Origin of the sequence: Kribbella antiqua (assembly GCF_004345665.1) — a bacterium.
GTDB lineage: Bacteria > Actinomycetota > Actinomycetes > Propionibacteriales > Kribbellaceae > Kribbella > Kribbella antiqua.
In genome coordinates, this window is record NZ_SLWR01000001.1 from 82,363 (window position 1) to 101,084 (window position 18,722).

22 protein-coding genes are annotated in these 18,722 nt (G+C 65.6%); 9 read left to right on the forward strand and 13 right to left on the reverse strand.

The window, feature by feature from the left end; genetic code table 11:
- Positions 1 to 24 precede the first annotated feature (24 nt).
- From EV646_RS00400 to EV646_RS00415, 4 genes are all read left to right on the forward strand, one after another.
- Complete coding sequence (locus tag EV646_RS00400; RefSeq protein ID WP_132142729.1) at positions 25 to 576, forward strand: NUDIX hydrolase; 552 nt, start codon at positions 25 to 27, stop codon at positions 574 to 576.
- A gap of 56 nt (positions 577 to 632) precedes the next feature.
- Positions 633 to 1,076, forward strand: coding sequence for a GNAT family N-acetyltransferase (locus EV646_RS00405; protein WP_132142731.1), 444 nt, complete (start codon positions 633 to 635; stop codon positions 1,074 to 1,076).
- A 67-nt stretch (positions 1,077 to 1,143) separates the two neighbouring features.
- Positions 1,144 to 1,641, forward strand: coding sequence for a GNAT family N-acetyltransferase (locus EV646_RS00410; protein WP_132142733.1), 498 nt, complete (start codon positions 1,144 to 1,146; stop codon positions 1,639 to 1,641).
- A 246-nt stretch (positions 1,642 to 1,887) separates the two neighbouring features.
- A complete protein-coding gene (locus EV646_RS00415; protein ID WP_132142735.1) occupies positions 1,888 to 2,793 on the forward strand; it encodes an alpha/beta fold hydrolase in 906 nt (301 codons plus the stop codon).
- Between the two features lie 49 nt (positions 2,794 to 2,842).
- On the opposite strand, the gene EV646_RS00420 is transcribed toward EV646_RS00415, so the two are convergent.
- From EV646_RS00420 to EV646_RS00475, 12 genes are all read right to left on the reverse strand, one after another.
- Positions 2,843 to 3,274: a hypothetical protein gene (locus tag EV646_RS00420; protein ID WP_132142737.1), complete on the reverse strand. Its 432-nt coding sequence runs from the start codon at positions 3,272 to 3,274 to the stop codon at positions 2,843 to 2,845.
- 79 nt (positions 3,275 to 3,353) lie between these two features.
- A complete protein-coding gene (locus EV646_RS00425) occupies positions 3,354 to 3,935 on the reverse strand; it encodes a dihydrofolate reductase family protein (protein WP_132142739.1) in 582 nt (193 codons plus the stop codon).
- 66 nt (positions 3,936 to 4,001) lie between these two features.
- Complete coding sequence (locus EV646_RS00430; RefSeq protein ID WP_241995089.1) at positions 4,002 to 4,841, reverse strand: helix-turn-helix domain-containing protein; 840 nt, start codon at positions 4,839 to 4,841, stop codon at positions 4,002 to 4,004.
- A gap of 76 nt (positions 4,842 to 4,917) precedes the next feature.
- Entirely contained in the window at positions 4,918 to 5,736 is an 819-nt protein-coding gene (locus tag EV646_RS00435; RefSeq protein WP_132142741.1) for an LLM class flavin-dependent oxidoreductase, read from the reverse strand.
- Between the two features lie 98 nt (positions 5,737 to 5,834).
- Positions 5,835 to 6,590, reverse strand: coding sequence for a DinB family protein (locus EV646_RS00440; protein ID WP_132142743.1), 756 nt, complete (start codon positions 6,588 to 6,590; stop codon positions 5,835 to 5,837).
- 717 nt (positions 6,591 to 7,307) lie between these two features.
- The gene (locus EV646_RS00445; RefSeq protein ID WP_132142745.1) at positions 7,308 to 7,727 is read right to left on the reverse strand and encodes a hypothetical protein; all 420 of its coding nucleotides are present in this window, start codon (positions 7,725 to 7,727) and stop codon (positions 7,308 to 7,310) included.
- 909 nt (positions 7,728 to 8,636) lie between these two features.
- On the reverse strand, positions 8,637 to 9,527 hold the full coding sequence (locus EV646_RS00455; RefSeq protein ID WP_158290867.1) for an acetamidase/formamidase family protein: 891 nt from the start codon (positions 9,525 to 9,527) through the stop codon (positions 8,637 to 8,639).
- Between the two features lie 507 nt (positions 9,528 to 10,034).
- Positions 10,035 to 10,184 (reverse strand): hypothetical protein, encoded by a 150-nt coding sequence (locus EV646_RS38720; RefSeq protein ID WP_158290868.1) that lies wholly within the window; start codon positions 10,182 to 10,184, stop codon positions 10,035 to 10,037.
- 293 nt (positions 10,185 to 10,477) lie between these two features.
- Positions 10,478 to 11,251, reverse strand: a complete 774-nt coding sequence (locus EV646_RS00460) for a class I SAM-dependent methyltransferase (protein ID WP_241995091.1) — start codon at positions 11,249 to 11,251, stop codon at positions 10,478 to 10,480.
- A 475-nt stretch (positions 11,252 to 11,726) separates the two neighbouring features.
- Positions 11,727 to 12,368: an HAD family hydrolase gene (locus EV646_RS00465; protein ID WP_132142749.1), complete on the reverse strand. Its 642-nt coding sequence runs from the start codon at positions 12,366 to 12,368 to the stop codon at positions 11,727 to 11,729.
- Positions 12,365 to 13,195 (reverse strand): class I SAM-dependent methyltransferase, encoded by an 831-nt coding sequence (locus EV646_RS00470; RefSeq protein WP_158290869.1) that lies wholly within the window; start codon positions 13,193 to 13,195, stop codon positions 12,365 to 12,367. Before EV646_RS00470 ends, EV646_RS00465 begins: the two co-directional genes overlap by 4 nt.
- Positions 13,196 to 13,444: 249 nt before the next feature.
- Positions 13,445 to 14,035 (reverse strand): DinB family protein, encoded by a 591-nt coding sequence (locus EV646_RS00475; RefSeq protein WP_132142753.1) that lies wholly within the window; start codon positions 14,033 to 14,035, stop codon positions 13,445 to 13,447.
- A 127-nt stretch (positions 14,036 to 14,162) separates the two neighbouring features.
- Between EV646_RS00475 and EV646_RS00480 the strand changes: the two genes are divergently transcribed.
- The 5 genes from EV646_RS00480 (at position 14,163) to EV646_RS00500 (ending at position 17,473) form a co-directional block, all read left to right on the forward strand.
- Positions 14,163 to 14,573: a YciI family protein gene (locus EV646_RS00480; RefSeq protein ID WP_132142755.1), complete on the forward strand. Its 411-nt coding sequence runs from the start codon at positions 14,163 to 14,165 to the stop codon at positions 14,571 to 14,573.
- A gap of 6 nt (positions 14,574 to 14,579) precedes the next feature.
- A complete protein-coding gene (locus EV646_RS00485) occupies positions 14,580 to 15,770 on the forward strand; it encodes an RNA polymerase sigma factor (protein ID WP_132142757.1) in 1,191 nt (396 codons plus the stop codon).
- Between the two features lie 145 nt (positions 15,771 to 15,915).
- Positions 15,916 to 16,164 carry a flavodoxin gene (locus tag EV646_RS00490; RefSeq protein WP_241995342.1) on the forward strand — a complete coding sequence of 83 codons (249 nt, stop codon included), beginning with the start codon at positions 15,916 to 15,918 and terminating at the stop codon, positions 16,162 to 16,164.
- Positions 16,161 to 16,694, forward strand: a complete 534-nt coding sequence (cpt, locus tag EV646_RS00495) for a chloramphenicol phosphotransferase CPT (protein WP_132142759.1) — start codon at positions 16,161 to 16,163, stop codon at positions 16,692 to 16,694. Before EV646_RS00490 ends, cpt begins: the two co-directional genes overlap by 4 nt.
- Positions 16,695 to 16,777: 83 nt before the next feature.
- On the forward strand, positions 16,778 to 17,473 hold the full coding sequence (locus EV646_RS00500; RefSeq protein WP_132142761.1) for an HAD family hydrolase: 696 nt from the start codon (positions 16,778 to 16,780) through the stop codon (positions 17,471 to 17,473).
- A 127-nt stretch (positions 17,474 to 17,600) separates the two neighbouring features.
- On the opposite strand, the gene EV646_RS00505 is transcribed toward EV646_RS00500, so the two are convergent.
- Positions 17,601 to 18,605: a pectate lyase family protein gene (locus tag EV646_RS00505; RefSeq protein WP_132142763.1), complete on the reverse strand. Its 1,005-nt coding sequence runs from the start codon at positions 18,603 to 18,605 to the stop codon at positions 17,601 to 17,603.
- Between the last annotated feature and the right edge of the window lie 117 nt (positions 18,606 to 18,722).

Below are 18,722 nucleotides of genomic sequence, written 5' to 3' on the forward strand. Positions count from 1 at the left end.
GCAGATCCCTGCGAGGATGCGGGGATGGACGGATGGCAGGAACGCTTCCCGAAGTTGTTTGCGCCCTCAGCCTTTGAGTGGGGCGGCGTCGCGAACGGTGAGCTGGAGATTCAGTTCTCTCTGGAGCTTCCACCCGACGAACTGATCAGCAACGTCAAGGTCATCGGTCGGGCCGCCGGGGGAGTCGTGGTCTGCGAGAGCGACCAGGGCTGGCGATTCCTGCCAGGTGGGACTCGAGAGTACGGCGAAGCAGTCGCAGAGACTGCCCGGCGTGAACTACTGGAGGAAGCCGGCGCGTCGATCGTCGGCGAGCTGAACTGGATCGGCGCCTTCAAGGTCAACGACCCAAGATCCACTCCGTATCGCCCGCACGTTCCACATCCAATCTCATACTGGCTCTACGCCGTCGCCGATGTCGCCCTCAAGGCGCGCCCGACGAATCCAGCCGACGGCGAAGCAGTCACCGACGTACTCACGCTGCCTCCCGCCGAGGCGGTCGACTACCTGGTTGCCTTTGACAACGGCCCCCTCACAGACGTCCTACGCCTAGCAATTGCCATGGGCCACCTTCGCTGAACCACCCAGTCTGACCCGGCGGCGGTTCAGCGCTCGTACTGCGAAACACTGGCCGCATGGACATTCGCATTGCGGGTGAGGCGGACCTGGCGCACCTGGCTCGGCTGCTCTGGTTGAATGCCGCACCTGACGATCAGGCCAAGCAGTCCGTCGAGTCATTCACGGTTGACCTCGCCACGTGGTGGACCGACTCCCATTTCGCCTTCATTGCTCAAGTTGCCGAGTCCGAGGTCGTCGGCATGGCGTGGCTGGCGCTCGTACGTCGGCCGCCGAGGCCCGGCGCCACCAGTCGCCGCTCGGCGGACATTCAAAGCGTCTTCGTCGTACCGGAGCACCGCGGGAAGCGCATCGGCTCGGCGCTCGTACAAGCTGCAACGGACCACGCCCTGCGCCTTGGGGCGAGCCGAGTGACGGTTCACTCCGGCCGCAAGGCCGTGCCCGTTTACGAGAGACTCGGCTTCGCCCCCTCCCGTCAACTCCTCCAGAAAGAAGCCGAGTGAGTGCCGACGCCGGGGGAGCACATTAATCGCTGGCACTCGCGCACCTCGGCCTGCAAGGGTGCTGGATATGGCCGAGGTTGTGGTGCCCCTGACCGTTCGAGATCTGACCGAAGAGGACCTGCCGGCCTGCGGCTGGTACGGGACCGCGACGGCTCTCGCGTACGTTGCCGAAGCGATCGAACGCGCCCGCCGCGGCGAGGTCGACTACCTCGCGGTCTGCCCGCCGTCCGGTCTGCCGGTAGCGGTCGGCGGGGCCGACTACACCAAACCGCCTGGTGCGGCGACGATTTGGCAGCTTTCAGTCCAGCCGGCAATGCAGTCGTGCGGAATCGGCACGATCCTCGTACGCGCGTTGGAGCAGCGGATCCGCGCGCGCGGACTGCGCTGGGCCGAGTTGGGCGTGGACGACAACAACTCGCGACCGCGTGCTCTGTATGAACGGCTGGGCTACGTCGTAAGCGGCACCGAGATCGGCTCGTGGGACCAGCAGGCCGCGGACGGATCCGTGGCCCGCTACGAAACGCAGATCACTCTGCTGCGCAAGGAACTCACGTATGTGGATTGAAGTACGACCGCCGGCGGCGACTCAGGTCGGTGACGCGTTCGGTGTTGAGGTGGGGGAGTTGCGGGCGCATCCGGGTGGGTTCGAGGCGGACGCCGACCTCGACCAGCCATTCGGCGAAGTCGATTTGCCCGTGCCCCCTTGGACCTAAGGGCCGCCTCGGTGCTCGTTCCCGGGTGGCCGCCGGCATGGACGGCCCCTTCCATGAGGCCTACTATGAAAATAGTAGTCCAGTCCACGAAGGTGGCCATGGCCACGCCCGAGCCCCGCATCACCCGTGCCGCTGACGCCTCGGCCTGGTCGCCGCCGCTGCCGGAGGCGTCCGGCTTCGACCATCTCGTCGTCGAGACGCCCGGCCTGCAAACTCACGTCGCCACCATCGGCGAGGGCGAACCGGTCGTACTGTTGCACGGATTTCCCCAGCACTGGTGGCAGTGGCGCGCGATAGCTCCAGTCATCGCCGCACGCGGCTACCGCGTCATCTGCCCCGACCTGCGCGGGGCCGGCTGGACCGTGGCCGACGATCCGCGGATCGAACGCGAGACCAGGCTCCGCGACGTACTCGCCCTCTTCGACGTCCTCCAGCTCGAGCCCGCCCACCTCGTCTCCCACGACATGGGCGTCATCACCGCGATGCAGCTGACCTACGAGCACCCCGAGCGGGTCCGAACGGCAGTGCAACTCTCCGTGCCGCCGGGCTTCATGAAGTTCAGCCCGAAGCTCCTCCCTGCCTTCCAGCACCTGCCGCCGTTCATCTGGCACCGCCCGGGCGCCTCACTGCGCGGAACCTTCTCCGACAGGTACGTCGCACGTCCGATGTCGGAAGCAACGGTCGAAGCCCACCTCGCCCCGATGCGCCGACCCGACATCGACGCCGCGGTGCGTCCGCTCACCCGCGGCATGGTCCTGCCCGAAGCCATGCGCATGAGCCGCGGCGTCTACCGCCGCCGGCGGCTCACAGTGCCGACCCTCGTCGTATTCGGCCGCCGCGACCACCCCTGGGCCGAGCAACTGGGGAACGTCTGCCGCAATCCGGAGCGGTACGCCGATCGCATCGAGTTCGCCTACGTCGACAACGCAGCCCACTTCATCACCGACGACGCCCCCACCGAGGTCGCCGCCCTCACCCTCAACTGGTTCGCCCAAGCCGCCTAACGGACCGGCAACTCACCGCAAACACCCGCCAACAGTGGCCGGGCGGTGGCTACCGTCCGGTCGCCACGGCCAGGGCGGTCTCGTATTCGTCAGCCGTGATCCGGACGACGCCCGCTTGGAAGTCGGCCTTGGCAGTCTCGGACGGGCTGATTCGGGCCAGCACGGTTCGCATCGAGACGGGCGGGTTCCACTCCTCGACCTGAGCCAGCAACACTCCGCGAGCAGAATCGCCCGGGTACGCCTGCGCCTCGGATGGTGTCCACTCATGGACAGCCGAGGCCAGCTCGGCGCGGCCGATGAACACGCGCTCGGGTGCGCCCAGATAGATGAGGATCTGGTCTCCGGGCGCAAGTGCGTCGCCGTGAGCCTCGTCTGCGTCGACGCCCCACATGCTGACTCCCAGGAACCCCGCGGCCAGTTCGTGCAGGGCTGGGCCGTTCGCTGCGTCCCCCTTCACGAGGTTGAACAGGTAGTGCGCCACGCCCGGGATCGTACCTCTGCGGGGTGGCGCCTTGTGTCACCGATCGCGGTGGACTTCTTCGCGTATCCGCTCACATCGGTCAACGGCGCACCCGATAGCGCAGGTGAAGCACCCGGTTGCCCTGAATCACCACGTCAGGATCCTCCAACAGGTGCTGCGCGTGGACAGACCCGAAGTAGCGCTTGCCGGACCCGAACACGACGGGTGCGACGTCCATGCGCACCTCGTCGACCAGACCCGCGGCAAGCGCCTGGCCACCGACGTCGCCGGCGGCGACCTCGACCAGGCGGTCTCCTGCAAGCTCCTGCGCCTTGACCACGGCTGCCTCGACGCCGTCGACGAAGTGAAACGGCGCCTCGGGGTCCCAGCCCTCGGGCTTCGGCCGGTGCGACACGACGACCACGTGGTCGATCCCGCTCGGAGGCTTCCCGTCCCAGCCGTCCGTCAGGTCGAAGACGTGGCGGCCGGCGATTGTCACCCCGACCTGGTCCCAGTACGCCCGGGTGTAGTCGTAGGAGGTCTGCGACACCTTCACATAGCCGCTCTCGTCCAACGGCACGTCACCGCTGGACAACCAGTCGAACAGGGGACCGGGCTGGTCGTTATCGTCCGCGATGAAGCCGTCCACCGACACAGAGGCGTACATGACCACCTTGCCCACGGGGCTCTCCTTTACTTTGGGGTGCCCCAAAATTAGCGTGTCGTGAGCTGTCGCTCTTGTAAGAAATCAATCGGCCGGCAGCGGCCAGTTGTCCAGCACGTGGCCGGGATGTTCGCGCAGGAACTGCCGCCGGACTTCGACGTACCGGGTCGGCGCGAGCCCGGTGAACTCCCGGAACTCGTGGCCGAAGTGGGCCTGGTCGAAGTAGCCTGCGCTACTGGCGAGGCCGGCCCAGTCGATCGGTTCGGCGGGGTTGATCGAGAGCACGGTGGTGGCGAAGCGGTAGTTGCGGGCCAGCCGCTTCGGCGTGACGCCGATGATCTCCTTGAACCGCTGTGCCAGATGAGTGCTGCTGACACCGGCTGCCACCCTCAGTTCGTCGATCGCCACCGCCCCGCTGGTCGCCGCGATGACGCTGCTCGTGTGGCGGACCAGCCCCAGGCCGGCGGTGTCGCGCAGCCGTCGCAGTAGCTCCTCCTCGAGCAGTGTCAGCATCTGGTGCGGTCCGTACGCCGTGGCCAGCCGGTCCCGCAGCTCAGCAATGGCGGGCCGGCCCCACACCTGCTCTATCGTCACCGGCCGGTCACACAGCTCGGCCGCGGGCATCGGCAGGAACGGTGCCAGCCCCCACGGCTTGAAGTGCACGCCGACGGACCGGGTCCGGAGTGGGTAGCCGAACTCGAACGCGCGGGTGGGCGTGGTGACCACGCAGCCGTCGGCGTACTCGGCCGCCTCGTTGTCGGTGCCGGCGCGGATGAGGAACGGCGCCCCGAGGTTGACGATGAGCAGCGCCGCTGGGCTCGGCGGCAGCGTCAACCGGGCGTACGGCGGCACGCCCTCCAAGAAGTAGAGGTCGTCGATCAGCCAGTCCAGCGGCGGTCGCGGCACTCTGGACACGTACTCCACGCCCACAGCATCGCCGCCACCGTGTTCGCGATCAACCTCGCCGGCATCGCGCGCCGGGATGGTCCAGCCGCGCTGCCTACTGTCCGGCCAGCTTGGCCACAACCGGCGCGAGTGTGTCGGCGAAGTCGGCGCCGATGACGAAATAGGAGAAGCCGATCTCCTCGCGGCGTCGTTGGATTTCTTCGGCGGCTGCCGCGGGGTCACTCGGAAGGATGACGAGCGAGTCAGCCGCGCGAAGCGCCGCGGTGTCGAGGCCGGGCGCCGCCATGAACGGAGCGACGCCGTCACCGACAGCGGCGACGTGCTGGGCGAGTTCGATGTCCCGGCCGCCAGCAAAGTCGCGTACCCGCTTCGTGGTTTCGGCCCGATCATCATCCGATGGGAGTACGAACGTGACTGCGTCAGCGACTTCGAGCGCCAGCGCCTGCGACTTCGATCCGCTCACCGCCATGACAACCGGCGTGTGCAGATCGGGGCCGTCAAACGTACGCAGGGCGGCCACGGTCTCGCGCATCCTGGCACGACGCTCAGCAGGGGAGACGGCAGGCAGCCCCAGCTCGACTTCGATCCCAGGTCGCCCGGCGCCGATGCCCATTTCGAAGCGGCCTTCCGTGAGTACTGACAGTGAGTGGGCCTCCCATGCTGTGCTCCATGGTTCGCGCAGCGCGGCGGCATAGACCCACGAGCCGATCCGCAGGTCAGTGATCGCGGCCGCGGTTGCCAGCGTTGGGCCAAGTGCTGGTTGCCACGTAGGAACGTCGGGCATCAGCAACGTTGAGTAACCGCTGTCAGCGATGCGGCGCACGCGGTCTCGCCACGTCGGCAGGTCAGAACCGATCGGCGCAACGACCCCGAATCGGAATGGTCTGGTTACTCGGCTGGCCTGGTCGTTCATCGTGGTTCTCCTTGAGTCTGGGACTTGTTCGGTCCGGTTGCTCTATCCACGAACCCGCCACCCAGAATTCGACAACCTCGCCCAAGAACGTCGACAATTCAGGCACCGGCCTCGAGTACGGCGAGGTCGCGCACCGCATAACGGTGATGCTCGGCCTCTTCCTTGAGCACCACCTTGAGGCAGCGGCGCACGACGTATTCCTGGTCGGGATACGACTCCGCCGGCTTGCGACCACAGACCCGATCGAGCTCGGCCTCGGTGAGCCCGTCGACGACACGCCGCATCGCGGCCATCCGGGCGCGCCGAGCCGCCAGTACCTCGTCGAGCGTTGGGGTGGCTTCGATGGTGAGGCCGAGCTTCGCCGACGCCTCGGGCGGCATCCCGCCGGTGGGGAAGCCCAACGGGTGGTACGGCGCTTCCTCCTCGAGCACGGCATTGCCGAGCCAGGCATCGGCGCCGTGCAGCAGGTGTCGTTGGGTCTCGACGTACGACCACTCGCCGTTCACCTGCTCGTGCAACTTTGCCTCGGGCAACAGCCGGGCGCGGTCGAGCGTGGCCTGCCACATCCTCTCGATGGCATTCCAGGCAGCCCGGTAGTCGTCGGGAGACAGGGCGTCTCGCGCGAGTGCCCGCGTGGGGTGCTGCCGGTCGAGTTCGGCCTCGACGTAGGCGGTCACGTCGACGTCGTTGACGACGACACGCTCGAAGTCGCCACCGAGGGAGACGTCGTTGCCGAAGCAATCGACGATCTTCAGACCGCTGACCTCGCAATCGCGGATCTCGAGCCCGGCGAGCTCACTCGACCGGATGCGGGCACCACGGAACTGGTCACTCTCGGCGTACTCAGCAGACATCGAAGCAGTCTTTCGCACCCGCCCCGCCCACGCCAAGCAGCGACAACGTGTCAGCGCTCTGCAGTCTCATCCACTGCTTGCTACCCCGTCGTCGTTCAGCTGGTACCGCCGGATGTTTGGAGTGACGGGAGTAGCAGGTCAGTCTGAGCAGCGTCTTCTCGACCTCGTCCTGCTCGCCGAGCAGCTACCGCCACCTTCCCTGCATTGCCACAAGCTGCAAAAAGCTTCCGCTGTCGTGTTCGGCGGCCGCAGACTTCTCGTGACCAATGAACAACTCCAAGGAGTACATGTGCGACGACTTGTTGCGACTGGTGTCGGCCTGGTAGCCACTCTTGGGACGATCGGGGTTGCCGCGCCCGCCCAGGCCGCCGAACGGCAGCGAAACCCTTCAACCTGACCTACGGCGCCAGCTACTACACGGGCAGCGTCACCTTCTCTAACCGATCGGTCACGGCCACGGGCCTGCTCCACTCGGTCTCCGGAAGCGGTTGCCGATGGGTCTCAGTAACCCCCTACGTGGGGGACACGAAGTACACAACAATCATCAACAACGAAGGTCTGTGCAACGGCGCAACCGACACCGAGACCGTCGGTGCCACAGCCGACGTGCCCGGTGGCCCCACCAGTGTCGTGGTAGGCCTCTGGACCTCTGATTCCGATGGTTCGAACCTCACGCTCGTCAGGACCACGAGCCGCATCGCCCGCTGAAGCCCAGGCTCAACGCATGTGGTCCTCTCCGGTAGCGGGGAGGACCACTGTGGGTGGAGCCGCCTTCCCACACGTGTGTCCGCGCGGACCGGCTGTCGGACTGGCTACGTACTCGGCGTAGGTGGTGGCGGCGCCTTTGGCGTGGCGCTCGATGGTCTGGGCGGTATAGCCGAGAGCTTCAGCGATGATCGCGACCGGGGCGAGTTTGGTGAGCTCGTGCAGGGTGCCCAGGCGTCCTGCGCGTGGGCTGAAGAGCGGGTGTAGGCGTTCAAGGAGCTGGGCTGGGTTGATGTGCCGGCCGGGTGCGTAGCCGGGGAAGAACCACTTGCTGGCCGGGTGGGATGCGGTGTTGCTGTGGCTGCTCACGGCCAGTTCCCGGAACAGCTCGTCAAGTGGTGGCGGGATCTCGATCGCGGCCCACCTGATCACTTGCCCGCAGCAACGACACGGAGGCCGCCGCGCGACGGATCGCCGATGTGGGCTCTGACCTGCAGAGACACCGAAATCGCACGCAGACGGGAGTCTTTGCATCAGATGCAACTCCCGACGGTTGACTGGTATCGCCGGTTGTTGGAGTGACGGGAGTTGTCCCCGTGGAGCGCGGTCGGCGGACGATGTGCGCATGGCCCACCGCGTCGACGGTCTCCTCGAGGCCGTCGACGTCATGCATCTCGACCGCCGACGGCGCGAACCTCGAGGTGTGTTCGGCACGCTTCGCCTGCCGCTGGATACATCCCGACGCGACTTCATAGTCCCCGCTACGAGCGAAGCGCCTAGAGCCAGGGGGGTCGTATCGGCCCACATAGGCGCGTGCGCGTTCTGTGGGATCTGCCCAGTACTGGTGCGGTTGCCGATGCACGTGCTCTTCACAGAACTCCCGAAGGTCAGTTCTGATCGTCTCCACCTGACGGACGGGGAGACCCTCGAAATCGCTGTTGACCTGCAGGAGTTCGGACTCAAGGTTCCAACCGGACGCATCGAACGCCCACGTGCCCCACCTCGCGTACGTGTGAAGTGGATGCTCGTAGTCACCCAAGTACATCGCCGCCAAGGCGATCCCCTTATCGGGATAGAAATCCCTGCACGTCCAGGCCAGCACGTGGCATGCCCCACTCGAGAAGAAGGCCTGATCCGTTCGTTCCCAGGAGACTCGTTGATCTGCCCGCTCGATCGCGGTTCGTCGGAACACCCCAGACGCTGTCACTGCCACGGGACGATGCTAGCGAAGCGGTCCCTCTCGAGACGGGAGTTCCTGCTCTAATGCAACTCCCGTTGTTAACTGGCAGGGACGGGAGTTGATGTGCCGGGAGTGAGCGGGCGCGAGGGATCGCGGGTCCATCATCTGGGGGTGTAGGGCAGCAACGGCTTCTCAACCGTCAGGAGGTTTTCGATCGGGCCTAGCCAGCTCGACGGGACGAGGAGCTTGTAGGTAGGCGAGTGGGAGACGACGCTCGACACGCGGAGGTCGGCGATCAAGCTGAGGAGGGCGTTGGCCTGCTCGAAGCCGAGTTGCTGGGTGAACCCGAGGTGGTGGACGGCGTCGGAGATTGCTTGGGTGTAGGCGTCTCTCTCGGTGAAGCGGCTGCAGAGGTGGACGATCGCATCGGGGGTGCGGACGATGGGACGGTGCGGGGAGGTGGCGGGGGTCACCTCGACGGTGAGGTCGCACCAGGAGGCGATCTCAATGCCCTGGCCGCTGATTTCGCCATCGCCCATTGCGGCGTGCGCGTCGCCGATGACGAACCGGCCGGACCCGATTTCGTCGTAGAGATAGAGGGTCGAGCCAGGGGCGAACTCCTTGGTATCGAGATTGCCGCCGTGGTCCCAGGGGTCGGCGATCAGTTCGGGCCGGACCAGACCGAGCCAGCCGAGCATCGGGACAACTGGTACGACGTGTTGGCCGTCGAGGATCACCTGGTCGCTGCGGAGTTCGGCGCGGCCGGCGTATTCCTGGTCCGCGGACTCGCGGAGGACGCCGCCCCACGGCTCCCAGGGTTTGGTGGTGGTGGCGAAGCCGTAATGACCGACGGGGTCCAGTTCAAGGGCGTGGAGGTGGAAGGCGAGGGTGTCGCCAGGGCTTACGCCTTCGACGCGGAGTGGGCCGGTCAGGAAGGGGCAGTCCGACCCGGGCCAGGTGCGGATCCGGGTTCTTCGACCGGGCTGAAGAATCGCGGCGTCCGGGAGATTGTGGCAGTCCAGATCGACGGGCGGCGCAGCGATGGGGTCCACCACGGCACTGTAGGACCATCGAAGTGATGACACAGGCGATTATCAGATCGAGCGTGCTGGTGCGCCGATGAATGCGGCGAGCCGGCCAGTCGCGTCGTTCTGCTCCGGGCCGCTCAGCGGAGTGTTCTTGCCTCAGCCGACTGGGCGTCGTCCGCGGCAGCGACGTAGCGGGCGTAGGCGGTTGCCGAGTCAACGGCCTGTCGTTCGATCGTGGCAGGTGAGTAGCCAAGCGCCTCAGCCAGGATCGCGACGGGTGCGAGCTTGGTGAGTTCGTGCAGCGCTCCGAGTCGTGCGGCGCGGGTGCTGAGACATCGCGGAGCCGTGCTCGTAGGTGCGCGGAGCTGAGATGACGGCCGGGGGAGTGACCGCGAAAGACCCAATTGCTGGCGGGGTGAGTCGCGGTTAGGTCGTGGCCAGGATTTCCAGCCAACCGCCGCCATGGCTCGTCGAGCAGCGACGGCAGGGCGATCTCGATACTGCCGACCTGGACAGTGATGAGGTCGTCGCTCACTTCACGTCGTCCCAGGTCAGTTTGACGATGTCCTCTACCTGTTGGCCGAAGACGAGGATCAGGATCGCCGCGGCGCGATCACGCGGCGCGAGTTCGTCGGTGTGGACGACGCGCTGAACGATGACTTCTTGGGTGGCGGCGTCCATGCGCGGGCTGGTCCCACGTCGGAGAACGCCGCCAGCAACGCGCCGTACGAGGGGCAAACATCTAATCGAAGGCCTCGCTGACCTCCACAAACCGTTTCTACGTCCCGAGCCGGTAGTTCCTGCATCTAATGCAACCCCCGTGCTCTTAGCGCCGATAAGCGACATTATGTCAACTAGTAGCGTGTTGCACCAGATGAATCACGGCGGCTACGGCTGATCCACTACCCCGCGGGCGACGCGCAAGCGTCCTGCGAGCAACCGCGCGGTCCGGCCAGGGGCTGAGAGCCCGGTGTCTATACCTTGCTCGCGACCACCATGTAGTTCTCGGCCTCAAAATCGAACGTACTCACTTCCGTCCGGAGTCCGACCCGGTGCAGCTCGACTTCGAGTTCCTCGTACCGGTAGGGCCAGCAGGACAGCAGTTCTGAGCGGACAAGAACCAACCCAGTCGCATCAACTTGCGCGATCGCAATCTCGATGTGGTGCTCCTCCTCCCAATGCGGCGCAATCTCCCAGCGGTAGACCACGACGGCATCGCGACCGTTCCGGCGGACGAGTCGGTCACTGATGTCGAGCCTGGAACCTCTGGCCCTCACGAGTTCCCAAGTGCGGGATGTGAGTACCAAGCGCCCGCCAGGGCGCAGAAGGCGTGACATCGACTCCAGAGCAGCACCCCTGCCTGTCGCGCCCGCGGCATGGTGAAGCGAGTTGCCAACGCAGAACACCATGTCGAACGTGTCGTCCTCGAAATGGTCGGGCAATTCTTCCCAGTTCGCCCGCACGGCCCGGACGGATGCCCCGAACTCCTCAGACAACTCTGCAGTCCGACGAACCATCGCTTCGCTGGCGTCAGTCGCGACAACCTGCATGCCACGACCGGCGAGGCCAACCGCCAACTGTCCGGTTCCGCACGAACAGTCGAGGACGTGAGCGTTCGACGGCAGGAGACTGAGGACGTCATCGAACGACGCAGCGAACTCGGCTGGAGGCAACTTTGCATCTGAGATGAGCCATTCGTACACCTCGGCAAGCACGTCATAATCCGTCACAACCACTACCTCCGTCACGCGGCAGACTCACGGTGGGACGTCAGTCCATCAGCGGAGCGAGCCGGGCACCAATGGTTTTCGCAAGGACAACCCGTCCGCGCATGCCCGCGGATAGCGCGAGCTGATCCGCTCGGTCATTCGCCGTGTTCGGCGCTTCGGAACTATCAATACGTCCGAACCTGATACGCAGCGTGTCCAGTAGTGGTCGGGTAGTGCCTGTGATGAGTCGTTGCCGCCGGCTTCGCTCCACTACCCCGGCAGTGACGAGGAACCCACGTTGACCTGCGGAAATGCTGCGACGATACGGCGTCTTGCGGGCGCTGGCAGCGACCCGGCACGGCCAGATCAGTAGGCCTGGCGGCTCGTACGACCGAAGTCTGGCGGCATTTGCACTGATCGTCGCTATGTTCGGTTGAGCGCGCCCCCTGGACTGCCGAAGGGCTCGGCCCGGCGCGAAGCTCTTTCGCTTCTTCAAAGGAGTAGTAAATGCTCCTCAGGTTGCATTGAGGAGGATGTTCTTCAGTTCGATCAGAGTTTCGATTCGGTAGGTGGCCTGGGAAAAGTCGTGTGTTTTTGTGAACTCGTTGTGGACGATGGCACAGTCGATGCCGGCCGCCACGGCTGAGTTCAGGCCTCTGGATGAATCCTCTACGACCAGTGTCTCTTCTTTGGTGGCGCCGAGGCGCTTCAAGCCGGTCAGGTATGGTTCCGGGTGCGGCTTGGAGAGCTTGTAGTCTTCGCGTACAAGGACGAAATCCATGAATTTTCTGATTTGGCGCTTCTCGTGGATGATGTCAAAGTCCACCCGTTTTGCAGTCGTCACAATGGCCATGCGGACATATTGTGACAGTTGAGCAAGAGTGTCAACGACGCCTTCGATCTCAATGGCTTCTGTTCTCAGATACTCCTGATAATAATCATTGCGGACCTCACGCTGCCTGCTGATGATCTGTTCGTCGATACCTGCCGCCCGGGCTTGGGCCCACGTGCCCAGCCCCTGGCTCATGTCCCGGAGGTATTGATCCTTGTCCAAAGTCAAACCAATGTCCGCCAGGGCGCGTTCTCCAGCTTTGTAATACCAGAATTCGGTATCCACCAGAACACCATCATGATCGAAGAGTATGTACTTCTTCACTCTCTCTTGATCCCTTTCCTAGGAGAGGGCGGCGAGGCAGCGTGCGAATCTCGCGAGCGGCTTGCTGTGAGGAGGTAGGTGGCCGGAATATACGTCGCGTGGTCACCCAGTCCCGGGTATGAATCCGGATCGGGAAACTCCTGGAGAGATTCAAGCGTCAGGCCGGCGTGAAGGACAGCCGTGACCAGGCTGCCGAGACTCCAGACGTAGCTACGGTGCGGAACATCGGGAGTGCCGATCCGCCGGGTAATCTCCGGGGCTTTCAGCGGGTCGGCGTAGCCGTCCCGGCCGATTCCGAAGTAGTCACCGCTGACCGACAAGGCATCCTCACCGCGGACAGTCATGACTTCCCACAGCGGATGGTGTTCACTGATCACCAGGACACCGCCAGGGTCCATCCGATCAGCGACCAGTCGCGTCCACTCGGAGAGGTCAGGCACCCAGCACAGACCGCCCCAGGATATGTAGATCACGTCAAACCCGGTGATGCGCGGGTCCAGCGTCATCATGTCCTGCTCGACGAACTCGACATCCACACCCAGCGCTTCGGCCTTCGCTCGACCGGTCGCCAGGTGTGACGGTGCAATATCAACAGCGGTCACGGCAGCACCACGCTGTGCGAACGTCAACGCCTCGTCGCCCATCGAACACGCCAGCTGCAGCACCCGCCGACCGTGTACATCGCCGACGACCGCAAGCTCCGATTCCGTCAGCGCGCTGCCGCCATCCAAGAAGAACTGCACTGGTTCGCCGACACGATGCGGAGCCAGCCGTTCCCAGTACTCTCGATTTTGGCTCACAACATCGGAAGGTCTCTGCTCAGACACGGCGCCGACGGTATCCGCTACTGATGACCCGCGCACCACGATTTCAGAACCGGAGCCGATGAGTTGCTTCTAGTGCGGCAACTCGTCACCTGCCGCTGACCTCTCCCCTTTCGACGTACCCCGCAGAACGAGCTTCATCCTCGGGGCGGAGGTCAGCACGAAGCCGGCCTTGTCGTAGACGCGCTGCCCGGACCGCGTGGCGGCGCCTGGCAGACCACCCCCAGCCTGACCCTGCACCTGCAGGCACGCCTAATGACCCGGCCCGATGTCGCGTAGCTGCGCTTCCCTGGCTGCCTTTTCGATCTTCGAGCGATGCGCATCCCAGTCGTCATCGGAGGTCGTGACCGGGCCGGCCCCTACTCCCCCATCCAGTTGCTCGCGCAGGATGTCAGCGTTACCCGCGTGCCGGTTGGTTTCGGTCAGTACGTGCACCATCACGTTGAACAACTTCACGTTCGGCCGCGGCCACCACGGCACAAAGCCCGGAGCATCGATCGGCAGCGCCTCGATCGTCGCGTCGGCGTGCTGCCACGCACGCTTGTACCCCTCGACGATGTCAGCCCGGGATTCCTGCTCCGTGACCCACAGGTGGTCGCGGTTCGCGTAGCCGGGGTCGTCGAACCGGGGCAAGCGCTCCGGATACGGCCGATCGAAGATCTCGCCGAAGTACCGGGCTTCCGACAGCGTCAGGTGCTTGATCAGCCCGAGCAGGTTGGTTCCGGTCTTCGTGAGCGGACGGCGTACGTCGTACTCGGTCAACCCGTCCAACTTGAACAGGAGTGATTCACGAACCCAGCGCAGGTCGTCATGGAGGTAGGCCTTGGCGAAGTCGTCGATCATGCGGTTCAGCGTGCCAGACTCCCCCGAGGACATTTTCTTGCGGCAGGATGTCGAGAATGGTCCGGTGGCTTCGCTCACCAGGTGAAGGGCCTCGACAAGGCATGGCCCATGACGTCAGGAGATGACGATGCCGAAGTACCTGCTTTTGAAGCACTACCGCGGCGGCCCGGAGCAGATCCGCAAGGTGCCGCCGATGGACCAGTGGGCGCCTGAGGACATCGAGGCGCACATGGCGTTCCTCAAGCACGTCACCGAGCTGCTCGAGGAGAACGGCGAGTACGTCGACGCGCAGGGGCTCACCCCGGCGCGCACCTGGGTCCGGTACGGCGGCCCGGGCGCGGCGCCGGTCATCACCGACGGTCCGCTCCCGGAGACGAGCGACCTGGTCGCGGGCTGGTGGATGATCGACGTCGAGTCCCACGAGCGTGCGGTGGAGTTGGCGGCTTACGTCTCCTCCGAGCCCGGACCCGGCGGCACGCCTCTGTACGAGTGGATCGACGTCCGGGAGGTCATGTCCGTCGCACCGTCGGAGGACTGACCCGGCGTGATCGACGGACCGGTGCAACGGTGGGACGAGGGCGCGCTGCGTGCCCTCGTCCCCCGGGTACTCGCGGGCCTGGTACGCCGGGGTGAAGACTTCGACGTAGCCGAGGACGCGCTCCAGGAGGCACTGCTGGAGGCGCTCCGGGTCTGGCCCGACAACCCGCCACGCGACCCGCGCGCCTGGCTGATCACGGTCGCCACACGCCGGCTCGTCGACGCACATCGCAGCGAAGTCGCCCGGCGCCGCCGCGAGGATACGACGTACGCCGAGCCGCGGCCGGTCGCGACGGAGGAAGGCGACGACACCCTCTTCCTGCTCTTCTGCTGCTGTCACTCCGACCTCGCGCCCACGTCCCAGGTGGCGCTGACCTTGCGCGCCGTCGGCGGCCTCACCACCCGGGAGATCGCCGACGCCTTCTACGTGCCCGAGGCAACCATGGCGCAGCGGATCAGTCGCGCCAAGCGCACCCTTCGCGGTCGCCGTCTGGACCAGCCCGGCGACCTCGCCGTCGTACTGCGCGTGCTCTACCTCATCTACACGGCCGGCCACGCGGGCCGAGTGGACCTGGCGGCCGAGGCGATCCGGCTCGCCCGCCAACTCACCCTTGCTACGGACGAGCCCGAGGCGCGGGGCCTGCTTGCGTTGATGCTCCTGAACCACGCCAGGCTCCCGGCGCGGTTCGATCCCGAGGGCCGCATCGTCACGCTCGACCGGCAGGATCGCGGCCTGTGGGACACCCGCCAGATCGCCGAGGGCGTGCGCGTCCTGCAATCGGCACTGGCTGAGGAGCGTCCGGGTCGCTACCAGGTCGAGGCCGCCATCGCCGCCTTGCACGACGACGCGGCGAGCGCCGAGGAGACCGACTGGCCGCAGATCCTTGCCTGGTACGACGATCTCGTCGCACTGACCGAGGATCCCGTACGCCAGGACCCCGCCGCCGTACTAGGCCGCGCGGTCGCCGTCGGCCATGTCCTCGGTGCCGCCGCCGGCCTGCGCGAGACCGACCGCCTCCGCGAGGTGATCGGCGACCGCCACCGCTGGCACGCCGTACGCGGACACCTGCACGAACTCGCCGGCGACCTCCCCGCGGCGGCCACTGCCTACGCCGAGGCCGCCCGTCTAGCGACCAACGTTGCCGAACACAACCACCTGATCCACCAGGCTGCCCGAGCGCGAGCCTCTAGCGCATGATCTAGTGCCAATCGACGACGGCGACTGCTTGGCTTGGCGGGCGCCCTCGTGACGTCCGCTGTCGGCGGCTGTGCGCAACCCGCCGCGTAAAGCCCCACGACACCGCGCGCACCGAAGATCCTCGTGGCCTATTTCTGGCGTGCCGATGATCATGTCGACGTTCACCGAGAGCCACGACTTCACCGGCGCGACCGTGCACCCGTTCACGACGTACGCGATGAGCGGGCTCGGCACGACCGAACGCGACTACGCACGGTCCTGCCCAGGCGGCACAATCGGCGAAGGCCTCGCCGTCCGAGGCGAACAAGCCGGCCGGTGCGCGACCTCAGGTGACCGACTGGCTCCGCCGGATCGGCCTGACCACCAGATGATGTGGTTAGGGTTGGGCCCGTGAGCGGATGGGTGATTGTCCTCAACGGTGGGTCCAGCTCGGGGAAGGGTTCGATCGCGCGGTGCCTGCAGGCGGTGCTGCCCGAGCCGTGGCTGGCGTTCAGCGTGGACGATTTCGTCGACGCGTTGCCGGCCGCGATGCAGGCGTCGGACGACGGGATCGACTTCGGCCCGAACGGTGAGGTGAACGTCGGACCGGCCTTCAAGCAATTGGATGCGGCCTGGAGTGCGGGGATCGCCGCGATGGCGCGAGCCGGCGCCAACGTCATCATCGATGACGTGTTCCTGGGCGGAGCTGGTTCGCAGCAGCGCTGGATAGATGCCTTCGGCAACCTCGACGTGCTCTGGGTCGGCGTGCGCTGTGCTGCTGACGTCGCGGCGGAGCGTGAAGCAGCCCGAGGTGATCGGACTGTCGGCATGGCGGCTTTGCAGGCCGATATCGTCCACGAAGGCGTGCGGTACGACGTGGAGGTCGACACGACTCACGCGGAGTCCATCGACTGCGCGCATACGATCGCCGGCAAGCTCGCGTGAACCAGAGGTCCGAGACCGGCGCGCAATGGTAGTGACTGCCTCGCCACTGATACGTGAAGAGCTCCATTCACTAGTCTGTCCGGATGTCTGTGTGGCGTGAGGACCTTCGCGCGGTGCTGTTCGATCTGGATGGCACCTTGGTTGACCAGGAGTCGGCCGCGGCCGGAGCAGTTGTCGAATGGGCTGCGGAGTACGGGATCACGGGCCCTGGGGTCGCCGACAGGTGGGCGAAGCTTTCCGATCGGCACTACCAGGCATACCAGCGACGAGAGCTGACCTTCCAGGAGCAGCGGCGCCGGCGGGTGAACGAGTTCCTCGGCTTGTCGGTGGACGATGACGAGGCCGACGTGATCTTCAAGGGCTACTCGGCCCGGTACGAAGCCGGGTGGACGGTGTTCGACGACGCCGTACCGGCACTACGCCAGATACGCGCGGCCGGCCTGAAGGCAGCGGTGGTGACGAACGGCAACGCGGATCATCAACGCTACAAGCTCGAACGCCTCGGCCTCACCGACGAGATCGACGTACTGACAACCCCGGACGGTCTGCCGGCAGGAAAACCCCACCCACAGATCTTCCTGCAGGCCGTAGAGCAGCTGGGAGTCTCCGTCGCGGACGTCGTGATGGTCGGTGACTCGCTGGACAGGGATGTTCGTGGTGCTCTCGCGGTGGGCATCGACGCCGTACTCCTCGACCGGTACGACGTACACCCAGATGCCGACGTACCCCGGATCCGATCGCTTGACGGGTTCAGTCCTCCGCTACGTCGTCGCCAGTGACGGAGTTGCACCCCAGGCGGTCGATGCCCTGTCGTCAGTCCCCGGTGGTCGTGCCCACCTTCGCCAGTCGTGTGAGGCCAGAATGGTGGTGCCCCGGCTGGGCGGGGCCGGGGCACCACGGGGTAGGTTAGATCTTGCCGGTGCCGGCGCCGCCGGTGACGATCGACTTCACGCTTTCGGCGGCGTCCACGACGTACGAGTACGGGATCGCGGCGACGCTCGAGGCGTTGCGGGAGGCCGGCGTACCGGAGTTCACCAGGTAGTTGTTCAGCAGCTTCACATTGCCCTGCGGTGAGTCACCGGTCTGGGTGACCACCGTGCTGCCGACGTTCTCGAAGTAGTTGCGTTCCACATAGACGCCCGCGTTGCAGGTGGACGCGACGCCGTAACCGCTGTTGCCTCGGTAGTAGTTGTTGACGACGTGCACCGGGTTGCCGAACCGGACCCGTGGGTGCCGCTGCGTGGTCCCGTCGAACCAGTTGGCGTAGTAGGTCACCCGCAGCTTGCCGATGTCCTCGCCGCCGTTGTCGTCGCTGTGCCCGATCAGGCCGACCTTGTCGTGGTTGGAGAACTTGTTCCACGACACGGTGACGTAGTCGGACGCGCGCTTGATGTCGACGGCGCCGTCGTACCCGTTGCTGAAGCTGTTGTGGTCGACCCAGACGCGGGTCGAGTACTGGACGTTGATCGCGTCGTCGCCCCAGTTCCGGAAGTTGATGTTCCGGATGATCACGTTGCTGACGCTGGCCACGTTCAGGCCGCCGCCGGTGATCGCGGCACCGCTGCCGACGCCGATGATGGTCTTGTTGGACGCGACCTTGTTCATGCCGGACAGGGTGATCGTGCCGGAGACCCGGATCACCTTGGCACCGCTGGACTGCATTTCGCTGATCAGAGCCGAGGCAGTGGTCACCGTCACCGGTGAAGCACTGCCGCCGCCGGTCGTGCCGCCACCCTGAGTGGCCCAGCCCTGCAGGGCGAACGTCGATGCCGAGGCCTTCGGCAGCGACTCGGGTACGGCGACGGTCGACACCGCGGCCGCGGCGGCAACGGTCAACGCGGTGGCCGCCGCCAGGAACGGCAACCGTCGTCGACCGAATGAAGGGCGCGTTGGGGACGCGAAGAAGGACATGAGAGAACCTCCGATTGGGGCGGTTGGCAGGCATGCCGCAGTACGCCTCGGGCACGACGGCGATGCTTACCGGGATTAATCGGAAAGCGCTTTCCTATCTACCAAACCGTACAGAAA

Coding starts and splice junctions, on each gene's coding strand:
- EV646_RS00400 (WP_132142729.1), top strand. CDS start 25: ATGGACGGATGGCAGGAACGCTTCCCGAAGTTGTTTGCGCCCTCAGCC.
- EV646_RS00405 (WP_132142731.1), top strand. CDS start 633: ATGGACATTCGCATTGCGGGTGAGGCGGACCTGGCGCACCTGGCTCGG.
- EV646_RS00410 (WP_132142733.1), top strand. CDS start 1,144: ATGGCCGAGGTTGTGGTGCCCCTGACCGTTCGAGATCTGACCGAAGAG.
- EV646_RS00415 (WP_132142735.1), top strand. CDS start 1,888: ATGGCCACGCCCGAGCCCCGCATCACCCGTGCCGCTGACGCCTCGGCC.
- EV646_RS00435 (WP_132142741.1), bottom strand. CDS start 5,736: ATGAACGACCAGGCCAGCCGAGTAACCAGACCATTCCGATTCGGGGTC.
- EV646_RS00440 (WP_132142743.1), bottom strand. CDS start 6,590: ATGTCTGCTGAGTACGCCGAGAGTGACCAGTTCCGTGGTGCCCGCATC.
- EV646_RS38720 (WP_158290868.1), bottom strand. CDS start 10,184: ATGGACGCCGCCACCCAAGAAGTCATCGTTCAGCGCGTCGTCCACACC.
- EV646_RS00475 (WP_132142753.1), bottom strand. CDS start 14,035: ATGATCGACGACTTCGCCAAGGCCTACCTCCATGACGACCTGCGCTGG.
- EV646_RS00480 (WP_132142755.1), top strand. CDS start 14,163: ATGCCGAAGTACCTGCTTTTGAAGCACTACCGCGGCGGCCCGGAGCAG.
- EV646_RS00490 (WP_241995342.1), top strand. CDS start 15,916: ATGATCATGTCGACGTTCACCGAGAGCCACGACTTCACCGGCGCGACC.
- EV646_RS00500 (WP_132142761.1), top strand. CDS start 16,778: ATGTCTGTGTGGCGTGAGGACCTTCGCGCGGTGCTGTTCGATCTGGAT.
- EV646_RS00505 (WP_132142763.1), bottom strand. CDS start 18,605: ATGTCCTTCTTCGCGTCCCCAACGCGCCCTTCATTCGGTCGACGACGG.